An 18,079-nucleotide genomic window follows, 5' to 3' on the forward strand; every position below is an offset into this window, starting at 1 on the left:
TTCTTTGGAACGGGCTAGGATGACCGCTACAGGGGGAGGGGCAGGACAGCACGTCTGTGATGCGCGGACCAGAACGCGATGATGGGGAACCAGGTTCCTTGTGATCGCCACATCCCGCGGCTAGGCTTGCCCCCGTTCACAGTGTTTGACGAGGTTGGCGGATGACGATTCGAGTGTATCTGGTGGACGATCATGCTCTGGTACGCACGGGCATGAAGATGATCCTCTCCAACGAAACCGACATCGACGTGGTCGGCGAGGCGGAGAGCGGTGAAGATGCACTGCCGGACATCCGCCGCCTGCGGCCCGACGTCGTGCTGTGCGATCTGCACCTGCCCGGCGTCAGCGGCATGGAAGTGACCGAGCGCGTGGTCCGTGGCGATCACGGTACCCGCGTGGTGATCGTCTCCGTCCTCGAAGATGGCCCGATGCCCAAGCGCCTGCTCGAAGCCGGCGCCTCCGGCTACATCGGCAAAGCCTGCGATGCACAGGAACTGCTGCGTGCCGTGCGCGATGCCGCGCTGGGCCGTCGCTACCTGGGCAACAGCATCGCGCAGAACCTCGCGCTGTCGAACGTGGAAGGCAACCACTCGCCGTTCGATACGCTGTCCCCGCGCGAACTGGAAGTGGCGCTGCTGCTCACCCAGGGCCTGCGCCAGGAAGACATCGCCAAGCGCCTGAGCCTGAGCGCGAAAACCGTCAACACGCACAAGGCACGCCTGTTCGAGAAGATGGGCATCAACGACAACATCGCGCTGGCGCGCATGGCCAGCCAGTACGGCCTGGTGGATCCGGCGCGCCCGATGTAATCCTCGCGCGGGTGCCAGATAAAGAAACGCCCGGGCATGCCCGGGCGTTTTCGTTCAGTGCGCGCGGACCCGCGCCACGATCTTCGCAGCCTGGGCCGCGCTCTCGCGCACCTTGTCCCACTCGCCACGCTCGATCCAACCGCCCGGCACCATCCACGAGCCACCGATGCAGACCACGTTCTTCTGCTCCAGGTATTCGGCGGCGGTGTCTTCGGTGATGCCACCGGTCGGGCACAACTTCAGATCCGGAATCGGACCGGCCAGGCCCTTGATCATCGCCAGCCCGCCCACGGCCGAGGCCGGGAACAGCTTGCACACCCGGAAACCGCGCGCATACAGCGCCAGCATTTCGGTCGGCGACGCCGCACCCGGCACCACCGGCAGCGGCGCCTGCGCCAACGCATCGGCCATGTGCGCCGGCGTCCCCGGCGTGACCAGGAAATCCGCGCCCGCATCGATGGACTGCTGCATCTGCTCCACGGTCAACACCGTGCCCGCACCCACCACCACATCCGGCAGCTCGCGCTTGAGCATGGCGAGCGCGTCCATCGCCATCGGCGTACGCAGGGTCAACTCGATCGCCGGCAGCCCACCCTCCAGCAAGGCCGCACTGACCGCACGGGCCTGATCCAGCGTATGCACGGTCACCACCGGCAGAATGCCGGCAGCCTTCAACAGCGTTTCAGCGCGTTTCTGATGTTCGGCGATGCTCATGCGTATCCAATCCTTTTTTCAAAATATGCGGCGCCCCAAAGCGCCGAAATGTGTCCGGAGGCAGCGGGATGGCCCCGACCAGGGCCGTTACAGCGCCATGGATGGCGCTGACGAGCCCCCATGGACGGGTTCACGGCGCGTCCTGGTCGGGGTCATCCCGCTGCCTCAACCAGGAAACCCCGCCGCTGCTTTTTGCCTCAGCTCAGGCGTCCTTCGCCTCATGCGGCGCATGCGCCGCCGCCGCATCATGCCCAAGCTCGTACTCCGCATCGTAGTTCCAGATGCTGCCGTCATCGGCCGCCGGACCGCACGAAATCGACATCGCCCCCTGATCGGCCGGGCCCACCAGACGGCGGTTCATCGCGAACAGATTACGGCCCAGATCATGCGCCGCGGGTGCCGTGTTCGGTGCCGGCTCGCGTGCGGCGAACTCCGCCGCATCCACCAGCAGCTCCAGCGTGCCGGCTTCACCATCCAGACGGATGATGTCGCCCTCGCGCACCCGCGCCAGCGGACCACCGCGCGAGGCTTCTGGCGTCATGTGGATCGCGGCCGGGAACTTGCCCGAGGCACCGGACAGGCGACCATCGGTGACCAGTGCCACGCGGCGGCCCTGGTTCTGCAGCAGGCCCAGCAGCGGCGCCAGCGAATGCAGTTCCGGCATGCCATTGGCACGTGGGCCCTGGTAACGCACCACCGCCACGAAATCGTGCGGCAGCACGCCGGCCGCGTGTAGTCTGTTGAGCACCTGCGGCGCATCGACCACCACTGCCGGGGCTTCGATCGTGCGGAACTGCGGCTTCACCGCCGAGAGCTTGATCAGCGAACGGCCAAGGTTGCCGCGCAGCAGGCGCAGGCCACCCTGGGCTTCGAACGGATCGGCCACGCCACGCACCACGTCCGGGTCAGCGCTCTCGCGCACGCCATCGATGTAGGTCAGCTTGCCGTCGCGCAGCGCCGGCTCCTGGCCGTACTGGTGCATGCCACCTTGGGCCACGGTCTGCAGGTCGGCGTGCATCAGCCCGGCCTCCATCAACTCGCGGAACACGAACGCGGTGCCACCGGCGGCGGCGAAGCGGTTCACGTCGGCTTCGCCGTTCGGATAGACGCGGGCCAGCAGCGGGATCAGCTGCGAGAGCTGGTCCATGTCGTCCCAGGTCAGCACGATGCCGGCCGCACGCGCGACCGCGATCCAGTGGATGGTGTGGTTGGTCGAGCCGCCGGTCGCCATCAGCGTGACCACCGCATTGACGATCGCGCGCTCGTCGATCAGACGGCCCAGCGGACGGAAATCATCGCCCAGCGCGCTGATTTCCAGCGCACGCACGGCCGCCTGACGGGTCAGCGCATCGCGCAGCGGCGTATCCGGATTGACGAACGACGCGCCGGGCAACTGCACGCCCATCGCCTCGAGCAGGGTCTGGTTGGAGTTGGCGGTGCCGTAGAAGGTGCAGGTGCCGGCGCCGTGGTACGAGGCGGCCTCGGCTTCCAGCAGTTCCTCGCGGGTCGCCTGGCCAGCGGCGTAGCGCTCGCGCACCTCGGCCTTCTGCTTGTTCGGGATGCCCGGGGTCATCGGGCCGGCCGGCAGGAAGATCGCCGGCAGGTGGCCGAAGGCCAGTGCGCCGATCAGCAGGCCGGGCACGATCTTGTCGCAGACGCCGAGGTAGACGCTGGCGTCGAACATGTCATGGCTCAGGCCGATCGCGGTCGACTGGGCGATCACATCGCGCGAGAACAGCGACAGCTCCATGCCGCCACGGCCCTGGGTGACGCCGTCGCACATCGCCGGTACGCCACCGGCCACCTGGGCGGTGGCGCCGAGTCCGCGTGCGGTCTCGCGCAGGATCTCCGGGTAGTGTTCGAACGGCTGGTGCGCCGAGAGCATGTCGTTGTACGCGGTGATGATGCCCAGGTTGGGCGTCACGCCGCCGCGCAGGCGCGATTTGTCGGTCGGGCCGCACGCGGCGAACCCGTGGGCGAGGTTGCCGCAGCTCAGGCGCGAACGGAACGGACCGTCGCGCAGCGCCGCGTCGACACCGGCCAGGTAGGCGGCGCGCGAGGCGGCGCTGCGCTGGACGATGCGCTCGGTGATGGCATGGAGTTTGGGATGCAGGCTCATTGGCTACCGGCTATGAGAAGGCGAACGGAACAACACCGGGGCAACTCAGTCACACCAGTGGACGCGCAGTTTCGCGCCGTCGAGATCGATCGCGTTGAGGATGGGATACAGCTGCGGGTTGTTGCTTTCCAGCGCGTGCTTGAGCACTTCCAGCTTCTGCTTGCCGCGCAGCAGCAGCAGGCGCTGGCGGCTCTGCTTCAGGCCGTGCGGGGTCAGGGTGATGCGCAGCGGCCACTGGTTGGCACCGGGGCAGCCGGTGGCATCCAGCGCCGCGTAGGGCAGGGTGCTTTCCAGGGCGCGGGTCAGGTCCTTCGAGCCCGGGAACAACGACGCGGTGTGGCCGTCGTTGCCCATGCCGAGCACGCTCAGGCACGGCCTCTGGCTGTGCTGGGCCTGCAGGTTGGCGCTGTAGACGCACTCGGGCAGTGGCTTGCCGACCCGCACCAGCGGATCGAAATGGGCGCCTTCGGCACGGTTGAGGAAGCTTTCGCGGACCAGCCACGCATTGCTGTCGCGATCCTGCGGCGACAGCCAGCGCTCATCGACCAGGCTCACTTCCACCCGGTCCCACTGCACGTCCAGCTCGGCCAGCGCCTGGTAGACCGGTGCGGGCGTGGTGCCACCGGAGAGCAGCATGCGCGCCCGGCCGAACTCGGCGATGTCGCGGTTGAGCTCGGCCGCCATTTCCGCGGCGACGGCCTCGATCCAGGCATCGGCGTCGCCGTGACGGACCAGGGTGAAGCGGTCGGACGTATCCAGGGTATTCATGCAGTGCCTCCCGGCAGATCGCGTTCCACATCCGCCGCATACGCGGCTGCACCGAGCAGGCCGGGGCTGGGGTGCATCACCGCCAGTGACGGCACCTTGGACATGATCGAAGAGAAGCGGCCCTTGTGTTCAAAACGCTGGCGGAAGCCGGAGTGCTGCAGCGAGTCGAGCATCTTCGGCACCAGGCCGCCGGTCAGGAACACGCCGTCCCAGGCGCCCTGCATCAGCACCAGGTCGCCGGCGATCGCGCCGAACACCGCGCAGAACACATCCACGGTGCGCATCGCCTGCGGATCGCCATGCAGCGCCCGCGCGGTGACGTCCACCGGCTGCAGCTGGCCCGGGTCGATGTCGGCCATCTCGCACACGGCGCGATGGATGTTGACCAGGCCGGGGCCGCAGATCAGGCGCTCGTTGGAGACCCGCCCGAACTGCTCGGACAGGATCTCCAGGATGCGGATTTCTTCCGGCGTGCCCGGCGGGAAGCTGACATGGCCGCCCTCGGTTTCCAGCGGGTAGCAGCGGCCATGGCGCAGGATCAACCCGCCCACGCCCAGCCCGGTGCCCGGACCGATCACCGCATAGTTGCGCGGCTGGCCCGGCTTGCCCGGAACCCACGAGGCGCCGCCGACCTGGATCACGTCCTGCGGCTGCAGCAGCGAGATCGCCATCGCCTGCGCAGCGAAGTCGTTGATCAGGTGCAGCTCGTCGAAGCCGAGCATGTGCGCGGTGCGCATGCGCGAAATCACCCACGGGTGGTTGGTGATGCGCGCTTCGTCACCGTCGACGCGGCCGGCCACGGCGAACACGCCGCGCCTGGCTTCCGCGCCGATCTGGTCCAGGTAATGCCGTGCGGCTTCGCCCAGCGAAGGGAAGTCAGCAACCGCGAACTCGCGGATGCTGTCCTGCTTCAGCGGCGCGGCCAGCGAGGTGTCGGCCAGTGCGAAACGTGCATTGGTACCGCCGATATCCGCGACGAGGACCGGCTGGGACAACACCGTCATGCCTGGCCACCACGGGCAGCGTCGGCATCGGCTTCGGCGGGCAGGAAGCCGGCGGCTTCCGCCGGACCCCACTCACCGGCCGGGTAGGGCTGCAGCGGCAGCTTGGCTTCCTTCCACGCGTCGCTGACGCTGTCGATCCAGGCCCAGGCAGCGCGCACTTCGTCATCGCGCACGAACAGTGCGTGGTTGCCGTTGAAGGCATCCAGGAACAGGCGCTCGTAGGCGATCCGGCGGTGCAGGCCGGTCGGCACGGACAGTTCCAGTTCCAGCGGATGCAGCTCCAGCGCGCCCCATTCCGGTCCGGCCAGCGAGCTCATCAGGCCCAGCTCGATGTTTTCCTGCGGCTGCAGCTGGAAGGTGATGCGGTTCGGGGTCGCGTTGCCGCGGTGCGGGCGCTCGAACAGCCAATGCGTGACCGGCTTGAGCGTGACCACCACGCGGGTGGTGCGCTCGGCCAGGCGCTTGCCGGTGACCAGGTGGAACGGCACGCCGGACCAGCGCCAGTTGTCGATATGCGCGGTGACACCGGCGAAGGTTTCCACGTCGCTGCCTTCCGGCGGCTGGTAGGCCTGCGCGGGCTGGCCGTTGATGGTGCCGGCGGTGTAGCGGCCGCGCACGCTGTCACGCGCGGCGTGCTTGGCGTCGAGCGGACGCAGGGCGCGCAGCACTTTGACCTTTTCGTCGCGGATGCGATCGGCTTCCAGCGAGGCGGGCGGTTCCATCGCGACCAGGCACAGCAGCTGCAGGATGTGGCTCTGGACCATGTCGCGCAGCGCACCGGAGCGGGCGTAATAGGCGTCGCGGCCGTCCACGCCCTCGCTCTCGGCGACCAGGATGTGCACCGATTCGATGTAGTTGCGGTTCCAGACCGCCTCGAGCAGCGTATTGCCGAAGCGCAGCGCGATCAGGTTCTGCACCGCGGCCTTGCCCAGGTAGTGGTCCAGGCGGAACACGCGGTCTTCGTCGATCCACTGGCCGATGGTGGAGATGATCTCCTCGGCGCTGGCACTGTCGCTGCCGATCGGCTTTTCCAGCATCAGCCGATGCGGCGCCGCCAACGCGCCGCCCTTGGCCAGGCCTTCGCAGGTGGAGATGTACAGGCCCGGCGGGATCGCCAGGTAGCTCACGCAGTTGCGGTCGACCAGGTCCTGGACCGATTCGGCCACGGACTCGGGATTGCGCAGATCCACCGAGCGGTAGTCGATGCGCTGCAGCAGCGAATGGATGTCGTCCTGGCTGGCCATCGGCATGGCCTGCTGCAGGCGCGGGCGCAGGATCTCGCGGAAGGCCTCGGTGTCGTGCGGCGACAGCGCCAGCGCACGGACCTTGAAGTCTTCGGGGAGCAGGCCGTCGCCCAGCAATCGCAGCAGCGAGGGGAACAGATAGCGCTGGGCCAGGTCACCTGTGGCACCAAACAGGAAAAGGGTGTCGTGCATCGCTCGAGTTTCAGATCCGGGTGACATCGTTGTCAATCGCTTCTCGTCTATGTTCTCGGGGGTCGGGCGGGGTCCGTTGTCTGCTTGATGCAGGTGCAGCACGCCCCATGGATTCCGCCCGGCATGATGGCCTGCCGACCGGGTGTCGTGGGAGATATCGCATCCTCCCCGGCGCCCCGGTCACGGCCGACTATCGGATACTGCCACGTGAAAACGTTTACATGGCAGAATGCGCAGACTGTATTCGATTGCAGTGGTCGCCGTCATGCGGCACCACGCCATCGACCTGCCATCGGGAGGGCCGAAGGCAGTTCCGCATAACAGCCCGGAGACCGGGCGGACTGGAATGGTGATATGGCAAAAGTGCAGTTGCAGGGCGTTCGCAAGGTCTACGACAACGGTCAGGTGGCCGTGCAGGGCGCAACCTTCGAAGTGGCCGATGGTGAATTGATGGTGCTGGTGGGGCCGTCCGGGTGTGGCAAGTCCACGCTGCTGCGCATGGTCGCCGGGCTGGAAGAGATCAGCGCCGGCACGCTGACGATCGGCGACCGCGTGGTCAACGACGTGGCGCCCAAGGATCGTGACATCGCCATGGTGTTCCAGAGCTATGCGCTGTATCCGCACATGACCGTGGCCGAGAACCTGGCCTTCGGTCTGAAGCTGCGCGGCCACGACAAGGCCACGATCAGCAAGCGGGTCGGCGAGGCCGCCGAAACCCTGGGCCTGACCGACATGCTCGACAAGCTGCCCAAGGCGATGTCCGGCGGCCAGCGCCAGCGCGTTGCGCTGGGCCGCGCACTGGTGCGCGAGCCGGCGGTGTTCCTGCTGGATGAGCCGCTGTCCAATCTGGACGCCAAGCTGCGCCACAGCGTGCGCACCGAAATCGCCCAGCTGCACCGCAAGCTGGGCACCACCATGATCTACGTGACCCATGACCAGGTCGAGGCGATGACCCTGGGCCAGCGCATCGTGGTGCTCAAGGATGGGGTGATCCAGCAGATCGATACCCCGATGGCGCTCTACGACCGCCCGGCCAATCTGTTCGTGGCCGGCTTCCTCGGCAGCCCGGCGATGAACGTGCTGCGCGGCACCCTGCAGCGTACCGACAGTGGCTATGCCGTGCAGGACACCGGGCTGACCGCGCCGCTGGGCCAGGCCCGGATCGATCCGGCGTGGGTCGGCAAGGCGATCGCCGTGGGCGTGCGCCCGGAGCATCTGCAGCCGGCCGCCGCGGATGAGGTGACGGCGTTCGACGCGATGATCGATGGCATCGAGCCGGTCGGCAACGAGATCTTCGTCAACATGACCAGTGGCGGCCAGCCCCTGGTGATGCGCGTGGCGCCGCAGGCGCTGCCGTCGGTCGGCGAGCCGATCCGCGTCGCGATCCACCCGCAGGGCCTGCATTTCTTCGATGCCGGCACCGGCGAGCGCTTGAACGACGCCTGAGGCGCGGGCGGATCACGGGGGCGCCGACCAGCGGTCGGCGCCTGCCGGGCGGCAGGTCACCACCGTGGGTCGTGACCGCGATGCCGGCGGGGTGCGTACGTATCGATCAGCGGTCGATGGCGGTTACCGCGCCAAGCCATCCAGCAGGGGCAGGTGGGCGGCTTCGACGCCACCGACGCTCAACGGCTCCGGCGCGATCTCCAGCGGCAGCACCGCCAGGGCCAGATCGCCGGCTACCGAGGCCACCGTGCCGATCGCTGCGTCCTTTTGATGTACCTGCGTGCCGCTGGTCGTGCCCTCCACGACCCGCAGCAGCTGCAGGGCGCGCTTGGCCTTGCCCAGGAAGTGGGTGCGGGCCACGATTTCCTGGCCCGGGTAGCAGCCCTTCTTGACGCTGTACCCGTTCAGGCGGTCCAGCCCCAGCTGCTGCGGCGTCCACTGCTCGCGCTGATCGGCGTCCAGGCGCGGCAGCCCGTAGCGCAGATCGGACTGGCGCCAGGCCAAGGCGATATCGGCACTGTGCGCGGTCGCGGCCACAGTCTCGGCCGATCCGATCCTCAGGCTGCGCGGAAGCGCATCGCTGCCCAGGTCCAATTCGATGTTCTCACCGGCAAGTTGCGCAATCGCGGCCCCGGATGCCGCTTCCGGCGCGGTGAAGCTCGCCACCACGGCAAGATCGTTTCGCACCTTGATCCGCACCTTGCGACGGAACACAAAACGCTGCAATTGCGACGCAATCGCATCGGCGTCGCCGTCGGCGAGCAGCAGCACGATGCGCTCCTGGTCCAGCCGCAACAGCTGGAACACAGCAATGGTGCGGCCCTTGGCCGTCAGCCACGCGCTCCACTGCCAATGTCGCAGGGGCAGGGCGGTGACGTCGCTGGAGAACTGGGCATGGGCGAACGCGGCCGCATCGGCACCGCTGAGACTGAGCAGCTGGTGACCGGGGAGGCGCGAAAAGCCGGCGAAATCGGAGGGCAGGTTGTCAGGCACGTGAACGGGGTCTAAAATTTGTGCGTTGCGAGACCACCCATGATAGGCCAAACAACCCCCTCTCCAGATTCTGAAGCTGAAGGCGCGCTGGTACCGGAGAAGCAACCGCTTCCCGAGACCCCGGCGTTGCCTTTGGAAATCGGCGGCCGCGGCGGACTTGATCCGGTGCGGTACGGAGATTGGGAAAAAAACGGACGCTGCATCGATTTCTGATCAGCATTGAGCCAACGCGGCATTGCGCCGCCCAGCCGAGACAACGAGCCCAGCGAATGGCCGCCAGAGAACGTCCCCTTTCCCCGCACCTTCAGGTGTATCGCTGGCAGATTCAGATGGCCACCTCGATCCTGCATCGAGCGACCGGCATCTTTCTGTCTGTTGGAGCCCTGATCATTGCCGGCGGCCTGCTCGCCCTGATGATGGGTCCTGAATCCTGGAACTGCTTCACCGGCCACGCCGGCAGCTGGTACGGCAAGCTGTTCCTGTTCGCCTGGACCTGGTCCTTCGCCTACCACCTGTGCAATGGCATCCGCCATATCGTGCAGGACTTCGCGATCGGCTTCTCCATTCCCGCCTTCGTGCGCAGCAGCTGGGTCTCGGTGTTCGCCAGCCTGGTGATCACCGCCCTGGTCTGGGCCTACGTCTTCATGGGAGCGGCCGCATGAACAAGTACCGTACCCCGCTGAAGAACGTGCGTGGCCTGGGCGCCGCCAAGACCGGTACCGAGCACTTCGTGATGCAGCGCCTGACCGCCACCGCGCTGGTCGGCCTGACCATCTGGTTCCTGGTGTTCGTGCTGAGCCTGATCGGCGCCGATTACGTGACCGCCACCGACGCGGTGTCCAAGCCGTGGAACGCGGTGCTGCTGGTCGGCTTCCTGGTCGCGATGTTCTGGCACGCCCAGCTCGGCCTGCAGGTCGTACTGGAAGACTACATCCATAACTCGCTGCTGGCCCTGGCGCTGCAGACCACGGTGAAGTTCATCGCCGTGCTCGGCGCGATCGTCAGTGTGTTTGCGGTCGCCCGCATTGCGCTCGGCGTTGCCTGAGTCCAGGCACCAAGACAGGAATCCAGATTAGATGTCCGCTTACAAGATTACGGAACACAAGTACGACATGGTCGTGGTCGGCGCCGGCGGTGCTGGCCTGCGCGCCACGTTCGGTCTTGCCGCCAAGGGCCTGCAGACGGTCTGCCTGACCAAGGTCTTCCCGACCCGTTCGCACACCGTGGCCGCGCAGGGCGGTATTTCCGCCGCGCTGGGCAACATGGGCGAAGACGACTGGCGCTACCACTTCTTCGACACCATCAAGGGCTCGGATTGGCTGGGTGACCAGGACGCCATCGAGTACATGTGCCGCGAAGCGATCCCGGCCATCATCGAACTGGAACACTACGGTGTGCCGTTCAGCCGTACCGAAGAAGGCAAGATCTACCAGCGCCCGTTCGGCGGCATGACCACCAAGTACGGCGAAGGCCCGTCCGCGCAGCGCACCTGCGCCGCCGCCGACCGCACCGGCCACGCCATGCTGCACACGCTGTACCAGCAGTCGCTGGCGCACAACGCGCGCTTCATGATCGAGTACTTCGCGCTCGACCTGATCTTCGATGAGGAAGGCGTCTGCCGCGGCGTGCTCGCACTGGACATGGCCGACGGCTCGCTGCACCTGTTCCGCGCCCATGGCGTGGTGCTGGCCACCGGCGGCTACGGCCGCGCCTACTTCAGCGCCACCTCGGCCCACACCTGCACCGGCGACGGCGGCGGCCTGGTCATGCGTGCCGGCCTGCCGATGCAGGACATGGAGTTCGTGCAGTTCCATCCGACCGGTATCTACGGCGCGGGCTGCCTGATCACCGAGGGCGTGCGCGGCGAAGGCGGCATCCTGCGCAACAGCAATGGCGAGCGCTTCATGGAGCGCTACGCACCGCACTACAAGGATCTGGCCTCGCGCGACGTGGTGTCGCGTTCGATGACCATCGAGATCCGCGAAGGCCGCGGCGTCGGCGAGCACAAGGATCACATCCTGCTCGACCTGACCCACCTCGGCCCGGGCGTCATCGACGACAAGCTGCCGGGCATCGCCGAGAGCGCCCGCATCTTCGCCGGCGTCGATGTGCACAAGCAGCCGATCCCGGTCATCCCGACCGTGCACTACAACATGGGTGGCATCCCGACCAACTACCACGGCGAAGTCGTGCGCAAGGTCGGCGACAATCCCGATGCGGTCGTCCCGGGCCTGTACGCCATCGGCGAAGCCGCCTGCGTGTCCGTGCACGGCGCCAACCGCCTGGGCTCGAACTCGCTGCTGGATCTGGTCGTGTTCGGTCGTGCGGTGGCCAACCGCTGCGCCGACACCATCAAGCCGGGCCAGCCGCACAAGACCCTGCCGTCCGATGCCTGCGACAAGGCCCTGGGCCTGCTCGACAAGCTGCGTTACGCCAACGGCGACACCCCGACTTCGGTCATCCGCGATCGCATGCAGCGCACCATGCAGAACGACGCGGCGGTGTTCCGTACCAGCAAGACGCTGGAAGAGGGCTGCGCCAAGATGGCCGAGATCTTCGACTCCTTCCAGGACGTCAAGGTCTCCGACCGTTCGCTGGTGTGGAACTCGGACCTGATCGAAACCTACGAGCTGAACAACCTGCTGCTCAACGCGGTGGCGACGATCAACTCGGCCGAACAGCGCAAGGAAAGCCGCGGCGCGCATGCGCATGAGGACTTCCCGGACCGCGACGACGTCAACTGGCAGAAGCACACGCTGGTCAACGTCGACGAGAACGGCAAGTGCGAGTTCGACTACCGCCCGGTCCACATGTACACGCTGAGCAAGGACGTGGACGTCGTCCCGCCCAAGCCGCGCGTTTACTAAGAGACCTGCGGCATGACCTCCGTCCACGCAGCGCCTGCGACCGCCGCCACCCGCACGGGTGGGGTGGTGCGTGCGCCGCGGGCCGGTGGTGTCGACTTCCTCATCTTCCGTGCTACCCGCGCCTGCACCGCAGCGCGAGCCGCCTGAGCCAACGAGAACAGCCATGGCCGAGTTTTCCCTCCCCAAGAATTCCAAGATCGGAAAGGGCAAGCACTTCCCCGCCAAGAGCGGTGCGAAGAACACCCGCACCTTCAAGATCTACCGCTGGAGTCCCGACGACGACAGCAATCCGCGCACCGATACGTATGAGATCGATCTGGACGCCTGCGGCCCGATGGTCCTGGACGCGCTGATCAAGATCAAGAACGAGATCGATCCGACCCTGACCTTCCGTCGTTCGTGCCGCGAAGGCATCTGCGGTTCGTGCGCGATGAACATCGACGGCACCAACACGCTGGCCTGCACCCGCGCCATCGCCGACTGCGGCAAGGCCGAAGTGCCGATCTACCCGCTGCCGCACATGAGCGTGGTCAAGGATCTGGTGCCGGACCTGACCCACTTCTACGCGCAGTACGCCTCGATCAAGCCGTGGATCCGTACCCAGACCCCGCCGCCGCCGGATCGTGAGCGCCTGCAGTCGCCGGAAGACCGCAAGAAGCTGGACGGCCTGTACGAGTGCATCCTGTGCGCGTGCTGCTCGACCAGCTGCCCGAGCTACTGGTGGAACGGCGAGCGTTACCTGGGCCCGGCCATCCTGCTGCAGGCCTACCGCTGGATCATCGACTCGCGCGATGAAGACACCGGTGCGCGCCTGGACGAGCTGGAAGACCCGTTCAAGCTGTACCGCTGCCACACCATCATGAACTGCTCGCGGACCTGCCCGAAGGGCCTGAACCCGGCGCTGGCCATTGCCGAGATCAAGAAGCTGATGATGGCGCGCCGCGCCTGATCCAGCGGTTCATGTCATCGCTGCCCGTGCGGCGGCGATCGCGGCGGCACCGACCGGAAGGTCCGGTGCCGCTGTTGTTTCCGGCCCTGGTTGGCCGGCACCCTGAGGAATGCGATGTCGATGGACGAAGCCACTGAACTGAAGAAGCTGCGCTGGCGTTGCCGCCGCGGCATGCGCGAGCTGGACCAGCTGTTCGGCCGTTACCTGGACCGTTGCTGGCTGCAGGCACCGACGGACGAGCGCGAGGTTTTCCTGTTCCTGCTCGAAAGCGAGGACGATAAATTGTGGCGCTGGTTCATGGGTTACGAGGAGTGCCCGCATGCCGCGCCCGCCGCCCTCATCGCCAGGATCCGCGCCCTGCCGGCTTGAGTGGCAGCCCTCGCGTTGGCAGTGCTGCGTGCTTATCGCCATGGGCGCGCTGATGCCCTGGGCGTTGGGGGCCACCGATCTGCCGACGCCCTGGGGCCTGGCATCGGGTTTGGTGGCGATGGCCGGGACGTGGCTGGAGGCGTGGCGGTATGCGCGCCGCCCGGGCTGCATGTTCGTGATCCCCGCGGATGACGACCCCGCACAGGTGGACGACGCGCCGGTCGAGGAGCTGCAGATGCGCCGCCGCGGCCCGCTGGTGCAGCTGGCCTGGCGGCAGCAGGGCCGCCGCCACTGGCGCCTGTTCTGGCCCGATACCCTTCCGCCGGCGCAGGCACGTGAACTGCGACTAGCCGTCCGGGCACACTGCATTTCCCGTTCACCCCCTGCGGTGGCACCATAGCCTGAATTGTCCGGCGTACCTGCATGTTCAAACCCATACCTGTCTCGATTGGCCTGCGCTACCTGCGCGCCAAACGCCGCAACGGCTTCATCTCCTTCATCTCCATGGCCTCGATCCTCGGCATCGCCTTGGGCGTGACCGTGCTGATCACCACCTTGGCGGTCATGAGCGGTTTTCAGAAGGAAATCCGCGATCGCCTGCTGCAGATGACCGCGCATACCACCATCACCACCGACGGCGCGCCCATGGCCGATTGGGCGCATGCGGTGGAGGTGGCCAGGAAGGACCCGCGTGTCGCCGGGGCGGCGCCGTACATCGAAATCCAGGCCATGCTCAGCGGCCCCCGCGTGCAGGGCGCCATCGTGCAGGGCATCGACCCGGCGCTGGAGCCGAACGTCTCGGTGATCAACCAGAAGGTCAAGAAAGGCAGTTTCGATAGCCTGACCGCGGGCAGCTACAACCTGCTGGTCGGCCAGGAACTGGCGATCTACCTCGGTGTCGGCGTCGGCGATACCGTGCTGGTGACGTTGGCCGAAGTGCAGGGCACGCCGATCGGCGCGATCCCGCGGATGAAACGCTTCACCGTCAGCGGCATCTTCGAAGCCGGCTACAACGAGGTTGACCGTGGCGTGGCCTACGCCAACATGGCCGATCTGGAAAAAGTGCTGCGCATCGATGGCGTCACCGGCGTGCGCCTGAAACTGCATGACATGGACAAGGCGCTGGACGTCGGTGTCGATCTGGCCCACAACCTGACCGGTGCCTACCGCGTCAGCGACTGGACCCAGCAGAACGCCAACCTCTACCACTCGCTGCGCATGGAGAAGGTGGTGATGGGCATCCTGCTCTCGCTGATCATCGCCATGGGCGCGTTCAACCTGGTCTCCTCGCAGGTGATGCTGGTCACCGACAAGCAGGCCGACATCGCCATCCTGCGCACCCTGGGCCTGACCCCGGGTGGCGTGATGCAGGTATTCATGGTGCAGGGCTCGCTGATCGGCATCTTCGGCACCGTGCTGGGCGTCATTGGCGGCATCACCCTGACCTTGAACCTGGAGCGCATCCTCGGCGCGATCGAGACGCTGTTCAACGTCAAGCTGCTGCCGGAGGACGTGTACTACATCACCGGCCTGCCCACCGACATGCAGACCCCGGACATCATCGTGATCACCGCCGTGGCGCTGGTCATGAGCTTCCTTGCCACCCTGTATCCCGCCTGGCGCGCGGCACGTACCCAGCCGGCGGAGGCCCTGCGTTATGAATGAAGCACTCACCCTGGGCCAGGAAGTCATCCGCGCCGAAGCCCTGGCCAAGACCTACGCCGAAGGCCGCATGCAGACGCCGGTGTTCAACGGGCTGGACCTGCGCGTGGCCGCCGGCGAGACCGTGGCCATCATCGGTGCCTCCGGCGCCGGCAAGAGCACCCTGCTGCACCTGCTCGGTGGCCTGGATACGCCGACGGCGGGCGAGGTCTATGTCGCCGGCCAGCGCATGTCCGGCCTGTCCGACAGCCAGCGCGGCAGGCTGCGCAACCGCGCGCTTGGCTTCGTGTACCAGTTCCATCACCTGTTGCCCGAATTCACCGCGCTGGAAAACGTGATGATGCCGGTGCTGCTTGGCGGCGAAGAAGTGGCGGATGCGCGCACTCGCGCGCAGGCGCTGCTGGAGTCGGTCGGCCTGGGCCATCGCCTGGACCACAAGCCCGGCGAGCTGTCCGGCGGTGAGCGCCAGCGCGCTGCCGTGGCCCGCGCGCTGGTCAACCGCCCGGCCTGCGTGCTCGGCGACGAGCCGACCGGCAACCTGGACGACAAGACCGCCGCGACGGTGTTCGAACTGATGCTCGAACTCAACCGCGCACACCACACCAGTCTGGTGCTGGTGACCCACGACCGCTCGCTGGCACGCAAGTTGGACCGCGTGCTGGAACTGCGCGAAGGGCGGCTGCACAGCCTGGCGCACAGCGAGGTCTGAGCGGCCTTGTTGCCTGCCTGAGCGCTGAACACCCGGCGGGTTCCTCTCGCCGGGAGCACGCCAGGCGGTGCATGATCGGCGCACAGTCCCCAGCAGGAGGCGTCATGAAGCAGATCCTTGCCATCGCGGCCCTGTGCCTTGGGCTGGCCGCATGCGCCAGCACCGGCCGCCTGTCCACCGCGCAGAAGCTCGACCTCTACCGCGCCCACGCCGGGCCGCCGCAGCAGGACATGCCGCTGTACGGTTCGCTGTCAGGCTGGACCGAACTGGGCGAGAGCGCGCTGGCGGTGTGGACGCGTCCGAGCGAAGGCTATCTGCTGGAACTGACCGGGCCGTGCCAGGGGCTGGACTACGCCCCGGCGATCGGCCTGACCAGCCGGGTCGGCCGTGTATCGGCCCGCTTCGACAAGGTGCTGGTGCGCGACCCCACGCCCGGACCGATGAACATGCCGTGCTTCATCAGCAGCATCCGCAAGCTCGATACCAAGGCGCTGCGCGCCTCCGAGCAGGAGCTGCGGCAGGCGCAGCTGCAGGAGCGCGAAGAAGGCCAGCAGGCGCCGACCCGGTAGTGCCGGGCGCTGGCCGGCCAGGGCCTATCGAGGATGCACCGCGATCTCGCGGTCGCCACAACCTGGCGGTCACCACAACCCCATGATCGCCACAACCTGGCGATCGCCAACAAGCTCGGAGCCCCGATTCTCGCGGTAGATACCGACCGTTGGTCGGTATCAGGCCCGGTCACGCCTCCGGAACGAACCCGGCCGGTTTTTCGGCACCACCGCTGAAGAGATACTTCACCAGTTCCTCTTCGAGGAATGCACGGTGCTTGGGATCACGCGGCGACAGCCGGTTCTCGTTGATCAGCATGGTCTGGTGCGCCAGCCACGCGGCCCACGCCGGCTTGCCGATGTGGTTGAAGATGCGCTGGCCCAGCTCGCCGGGGTAGGGCACGAAGTCCAGGCCTTCGGCGTCGCGTTGTTCGTACTGGCAGAAAACGGTGCGGGGCATAGCGTTACTCGTTGTCTTGGGATGTTGCTGCGCGCCGCATTGTACGGCGCTTGGGCTGAGCGGGCGGTGCACCGGTCTGGAGCAGCTTGCGGATCGGCGCGGGCAGGCCCAGCGTGGCCAGCTCTTCGGCGGCGACCCAGCGCAGCCCCTCGGCCTCGTTGCGCAGGCCCTGCACGGCGGCCACCAGTACCTGCAGATGCAGCCGGTAGTGGCTGAAGGTGTGTTCCAGCACCGGCAGCGGCTCGGCATCGTCCAGCGAGCCGTCGATATGCGCGTCGAACCAGTCCTGCAGCGCGATGCCGCTGTCGGCCTGGGGCAGGGTCCACAGTTGCGCCCAGATGCCGGTGTCGGGCCGCTTCTGCAGCAGAATGCGGCCGCGCGGGTCACGCAGCAGCAGCGCCACCGCCTCGCGCTCGGGCAGGGTCTTGCCGGGTTTCGGTGTCGGCAGTTGATCGGTGCGGCCCTCGCGGCGGGCGACGCAGGTCGCCTGCAGCGGGCAGATCACGCACGCCGGCTTGCTGCGGCTGCAGACGCTGGCACCGAGGTCCATCTGCGCCTGGGTGTAATCGACCATGCGCGTCGCGGGCACCTGCGCGGCGTGCGCCTCGGCGACCGCCCACAACTGCTTTTCGATCGCCGGCAGACCAGGGAAGCCCTCGATGCCGTGATAGCGGGTCAACACGCGTTTGACGTTGCCGTCGAGGATCGCGAAGCGATCATTCCAGGCCTGGCTGAGGATCGCGCCGGCGGTGCTGCGGCCAATGCCGGGCAGCGCATGCAGGGCATCGAAATCGCGCGGCAGCTCGCCGTCGTGCAGCTCGACGCAGCGCTGTGCGGCCGCATGCAGGTTGCGGGCACGGGCGTAATACCCCAGGCCTGCCCACTGCGCCATCACCGCATCATTGCTCGCCGCGGCCAGATCGGGCAGGGTCGGGAACACCGCGAGGAACTTCAGGAAGTACGGGATGACCGTGCTGACCTGGGTCTGCTGCAGCATGATCTCCGACAGCCACACCCGGTACGGCGAGCGCGGGTGCTGCCAGGGCAGGTCGTGCCGACCATGGTCGTCGAACCAGTGCAGCAGCCGGGAAACGAACACATCGTCGGCGGGCAATACGGCGCTGGCGGGAGGCTGGCGGGTCATGCAGATTCCGGAGAAGGGCTGGAACCACGCCATGCGTGGCTGCATCGGCAGCCAGGGGGAGGGCGGTCACGGAGGTGAAGCA

General features: G+C 67.1%; 20 protein-coding genes. 12 read left to right on the plus strand and 8 right to left on the minus strand.

The window, feature by feature from the left end; genetic code table 11:
• Nucleotides 1-161: 161 nt before the first annotated feature.
• Nucleotides 162-809 (plus strand): response regulator, encoded by a 648-nt coding sequence (locus tag AC07WC_RS05660; protein WP_495209140.1) that lies wholly within the window; start codon nucleotides 162-164, stop codon nucleotides 807-809.
• 54 nt (nucleotides 810-863) lie between these two features.
• On the opposite strand, the gene AC07WC_RS05665 is transcribed toward AC07WC_RS05660, so the two are convergent.
• The 5 genes from AC07WC_RS05665 to zwf all read right to left on the minus strand — a co-directional run bounded on the left by AC07WC_RS05665 (nucleotide 864) and on the right by zwf (nucleotide 6,850).
• Nucleotides 864-1,523: a bifunctional 4-hydroxy-2-oxoglutarate aldolase/2-dehydro-3-deoxy-phosphogluconate aldolase gene (locus AC07WC_RS05665; protein ID WP_495209141.1), complete on the minus strand. Its 660-nt coding sequence runs from the start codon at nucleotides 1,521-1,523 to the stop codon at nucleotides 864-866.
• Nucleotides 1,524-1,725: 202 nt separating this feature from the next.
• The gene (edd, locus tag AC07WC_RS05670) at nucleotides 1,726-3,642 is read right to left on the minus strand and encodes a phosphogluconate dehydratase (protein ID WP_495209142.1); all 1,917 of its coding nucleotides are present in this window, start codon (nucleotides 3,640-3,642) and stop codon (nucleotides 1,726-1,728) included.
• A 45-nt stretch (nucleotides 3,643-3,687) separates the two neighbouring features.
• Complete coding sequence (gene pgl / locus AC07WC_RS05675; protein ID WP_495209143.1) at nucleotides 3,688-4,410, minus strand: 6-phosphogluconolactonase; 723 nt, start codon at nucleotides 4,408-4,410, stop codon at nucleotides 3,688-3,690.
• Complete coding sequence (gene glk / locus AC07WC_RS05680; protein ID WP_495209144.1) at nucleotides 4,407-5,414, minus strand: glucokinase; 1,008 nt, start codon at nucleotides 5,412-5,414, stop codon at nucleotides 4,407-4,409. Before glk ends, pgl begins: the two co-directional genes overlap by 4 nt.
• Nucleotides 5,411-6,850 (minus strand): glucose-6-phosphate dehydrogenase, encoded by a 1,440-nt coding sequence (gene zwf, locus AC07WC_RS05685; protein ID WP_495209145.1) that lies wholly within the window; start codon nucleotides 6,848-6,850, stop codon nucleotides 5,411-5,413. Before zwf ends, glk begins: the two co-directional genes overlap by 4 nt.
• A gap of 354 nt (nucleotides 6,851-7,204) precedes the next feature.
• Between zwf and AC07WC_RS05690 the strand changes: the two genes are divergently transcribed.
• Nucleotides 7,205-8,296, plus strand: coding sequence for an ABC transporter ATP-binding protein (locus AC07WC_RS05690; RefSeq protein ID WP_495209146.1), 1,092 nt, complete (start codon nucleotides 7,205-7,207; stop codon nucleotides 8,294-8,296).
• 123 nt (nucleotides 8,297-8,419) lie between these two features.
• On the opposite strand, the gene ygfZ is transcribed toward AC07WC_RS05690, so the two are convergent.
• The gene (gene ygfZ / locus AC07WC_RS05695) at nucleotides 8,420-9,289 is read right to left on the minus strand and encodes a CAF17-like 4Fe-4S cluster assembly/insertion protein YgfZ (protein WP_495209147.1); all 870 of its coding nucleotides are present in this window, start codon (nucleotides 9,287-9,289) and stop codon (nucleotides 8,420-8,422) included.
• A 39-nt stretch (nucleotides 9,290-9,328) separates the two neighbouring features.
• On the opposite strand from ygfZ, the gene AC07WC_RS05700 reads away from it, so the two are divergent.
• The 10 genes from AC07WC_RS05700 to AC07WC_RS05745 all read left to right on the plus strand — a co-directional run bounded on the left by AC07WC_RS05700 (nucleotide 9,329) and on the right by AC07WC_RS05745 (nucleotide 16,414).
• Nucleotides 9,329-9,502: a DUF1674 domain-containing protein gene (locus AC07WC_RS05700; protein ID WP_495209148.1), complete on the plus strand. Its 174-nt coding sequence runs from the start codon at nucleotides 9,329-9,331 to the stop codon at nucleotides 9,500-9,502.
• A 56-nt stretch (nucleotides 9,503-9,558) separates the two neighbouring features.
• Nucleotides 9,559-9,951: a succinate dehydrogenase, cytochrome b556 subunit gene (gene sdhC, locus AC07WC_RS05705; RefSeq protein ID WP_019183256.1), complete on the plus strand. Its 393-nt coding sequence runs from the start codon at nucleotides 9,559-9,561 to the stop codon at nucleotides 9,949-9,951.
• Nucleotides 9,948-10,334 (plus strand): succinate dehydrogenase, hydrophobic membrane anchor protein, encoded by a 387-nt coding sequence (gene sdhD / locus AC07WC_RS05710; RefSeq protein ID WP_088432212.1) that lies wholly within the window; start codon nucleotides 9,948-9,950, stop codon nucleotides 10,332-10,334. Before sdhC ends, sdhD begins: the two co-directional genes overlap by 4 nt.
• A gap of 31 nt (nucleotides 10,335-10,365) precedes the next feature.
• Complete coding sequence (gene sdhA / locus AC07WC_RS05715) at nucleotides 10,366-12,156, plus strand: succinate dehydrogenase flavoprotein subunit (RefSeq protein ID WP_495209149.1); 1,791 nt, start codon at nucleotides 10,366-10,368, stop codon at nucleotides 12,154-12,156.
• Nucleotides 12,157-12,319: 163 nt separating this feature from the next.
• Nucleotides 12,320-13,105 (plus strand): succinate dehydrogenase iron-sulfur subunit, encoded by a 786-nt coding sequence (locus AC07WC_RS05720; protein WP_495209150.1) that lies wholly within the window; start codon nucleotides 12,320-12,322, stop codon nucleotides 13,103-13,105.
• A 120-nt stretch (nucleotides 13,106-13,225) separates the two neighbouring features.
• Nucleotides 13,226-13,474: an FAD assembly factor SdhE gene (locus AC07WC_RS05725; protein ID WP_019183252.1), complete on the plus strand. Its 249-nt coding sequence runs from the start codon at nucleotides 13,226-13,228 to the stop codon at nucleotides 13,472-13,474.
• A 28-nt stretch (nucleotides 13,475-13,502) separates the two neighbouring features.
• Nucleotides 13,503-13,874 carry a hypothetical protein gene (locus AC07WC_RS05730; RefSeq protein ID WP_495209151.1) on the plus strand — a complete coding sequence of 124 codons (372 nt, stop codon included), beginning with the start codon at nucleotides 13,503-13,505 and terminating at the stop codon, nucleotides 13,872-13,874.
• A gap of 23 nt (nucleotides 13,875-13,897) precedes the next feature.
• Complete coding sequence (locus AC07WC_RS05735) at nucleotides 13,898-15,139, plus strand: lipoprotein-releasing ABC transporter permease subunit (protein WP_495209152.1); 1,242 nt, start codon at nucleotides 13,898-13,900, stop codon at nucleotides 15,137-15,139.
• Complete coding sequence (lolD, locus tag AC07WC_RS05740; RefSeq protein ID WP_495209153.1) at nucleotides 15,132-15,845, plus strand: lipoprotein-releasing ABC transporter ATP-binding protein LolD; 714 nt, start codon at nucleotides 15,132-15,134, stop codon at nucleotides 15,843-15,845. The genes AC07WC_RS05735 and lolD overlap by 8 nt, the downstream gene beginning before the upstream one ends.
• Before the next feature lie 104 nt (nucleotides 15,846-15,949).
• Nucleotides 15,950-16,414: a DUF6491 family protein gene (locus tag AC07WC_RS05745; RefSeq protein ID WP_495209154.1), complete on the plus strand. Its 465-nt coding sequence runs from the start codon at nucleotides 15,950-15,952 to the stop codon at nucleotides 16,412-16,414.
• A 169-nt stretch (nucleotides 16,415-16,583) separates the two neighbouring features.
• On the opposite strand, the gene AC07WC_RS05750 is transcribed toward AC07WC_RS05745, so the two are convergent.
• Both AC07WC_RS05750 and mutY read right to left on the minus strand, forming a co-directional pair.
• Nucleotides 16,584-16,853 (minus strand): oxidative damage protection protein, encoded by a 270-nt coding sequence (locus tag AC07WC_RS05750; RefSeq protein WP_019183247.1) that lies wholly within the window; start codon nucleotides 16,851-16,853, stop codon nucleotides 16,584-16,586.
• 4 nt (nucleotides 16,854-16,857) lie between these two features.
• Nucleotides 16,858-17,997, minus strand: coding sequence for an A/G-specific adenine glycosylase (gene mutY, locus AC07WC_RS05755; RefSeq protein WP_495209155.1), 1,140 nt, complete (start codon nucleotides 17,995-17,997; stop codon nucleotides 16,858-16,860).
• Between the last annotated feature and the right edge of the window lie 82 nt (nucleotides 17,998-18,079).

It is taken from the genome of Stenotrophomonas sp. GW821-FHT01H02A, from assembly GCF_059422145.1.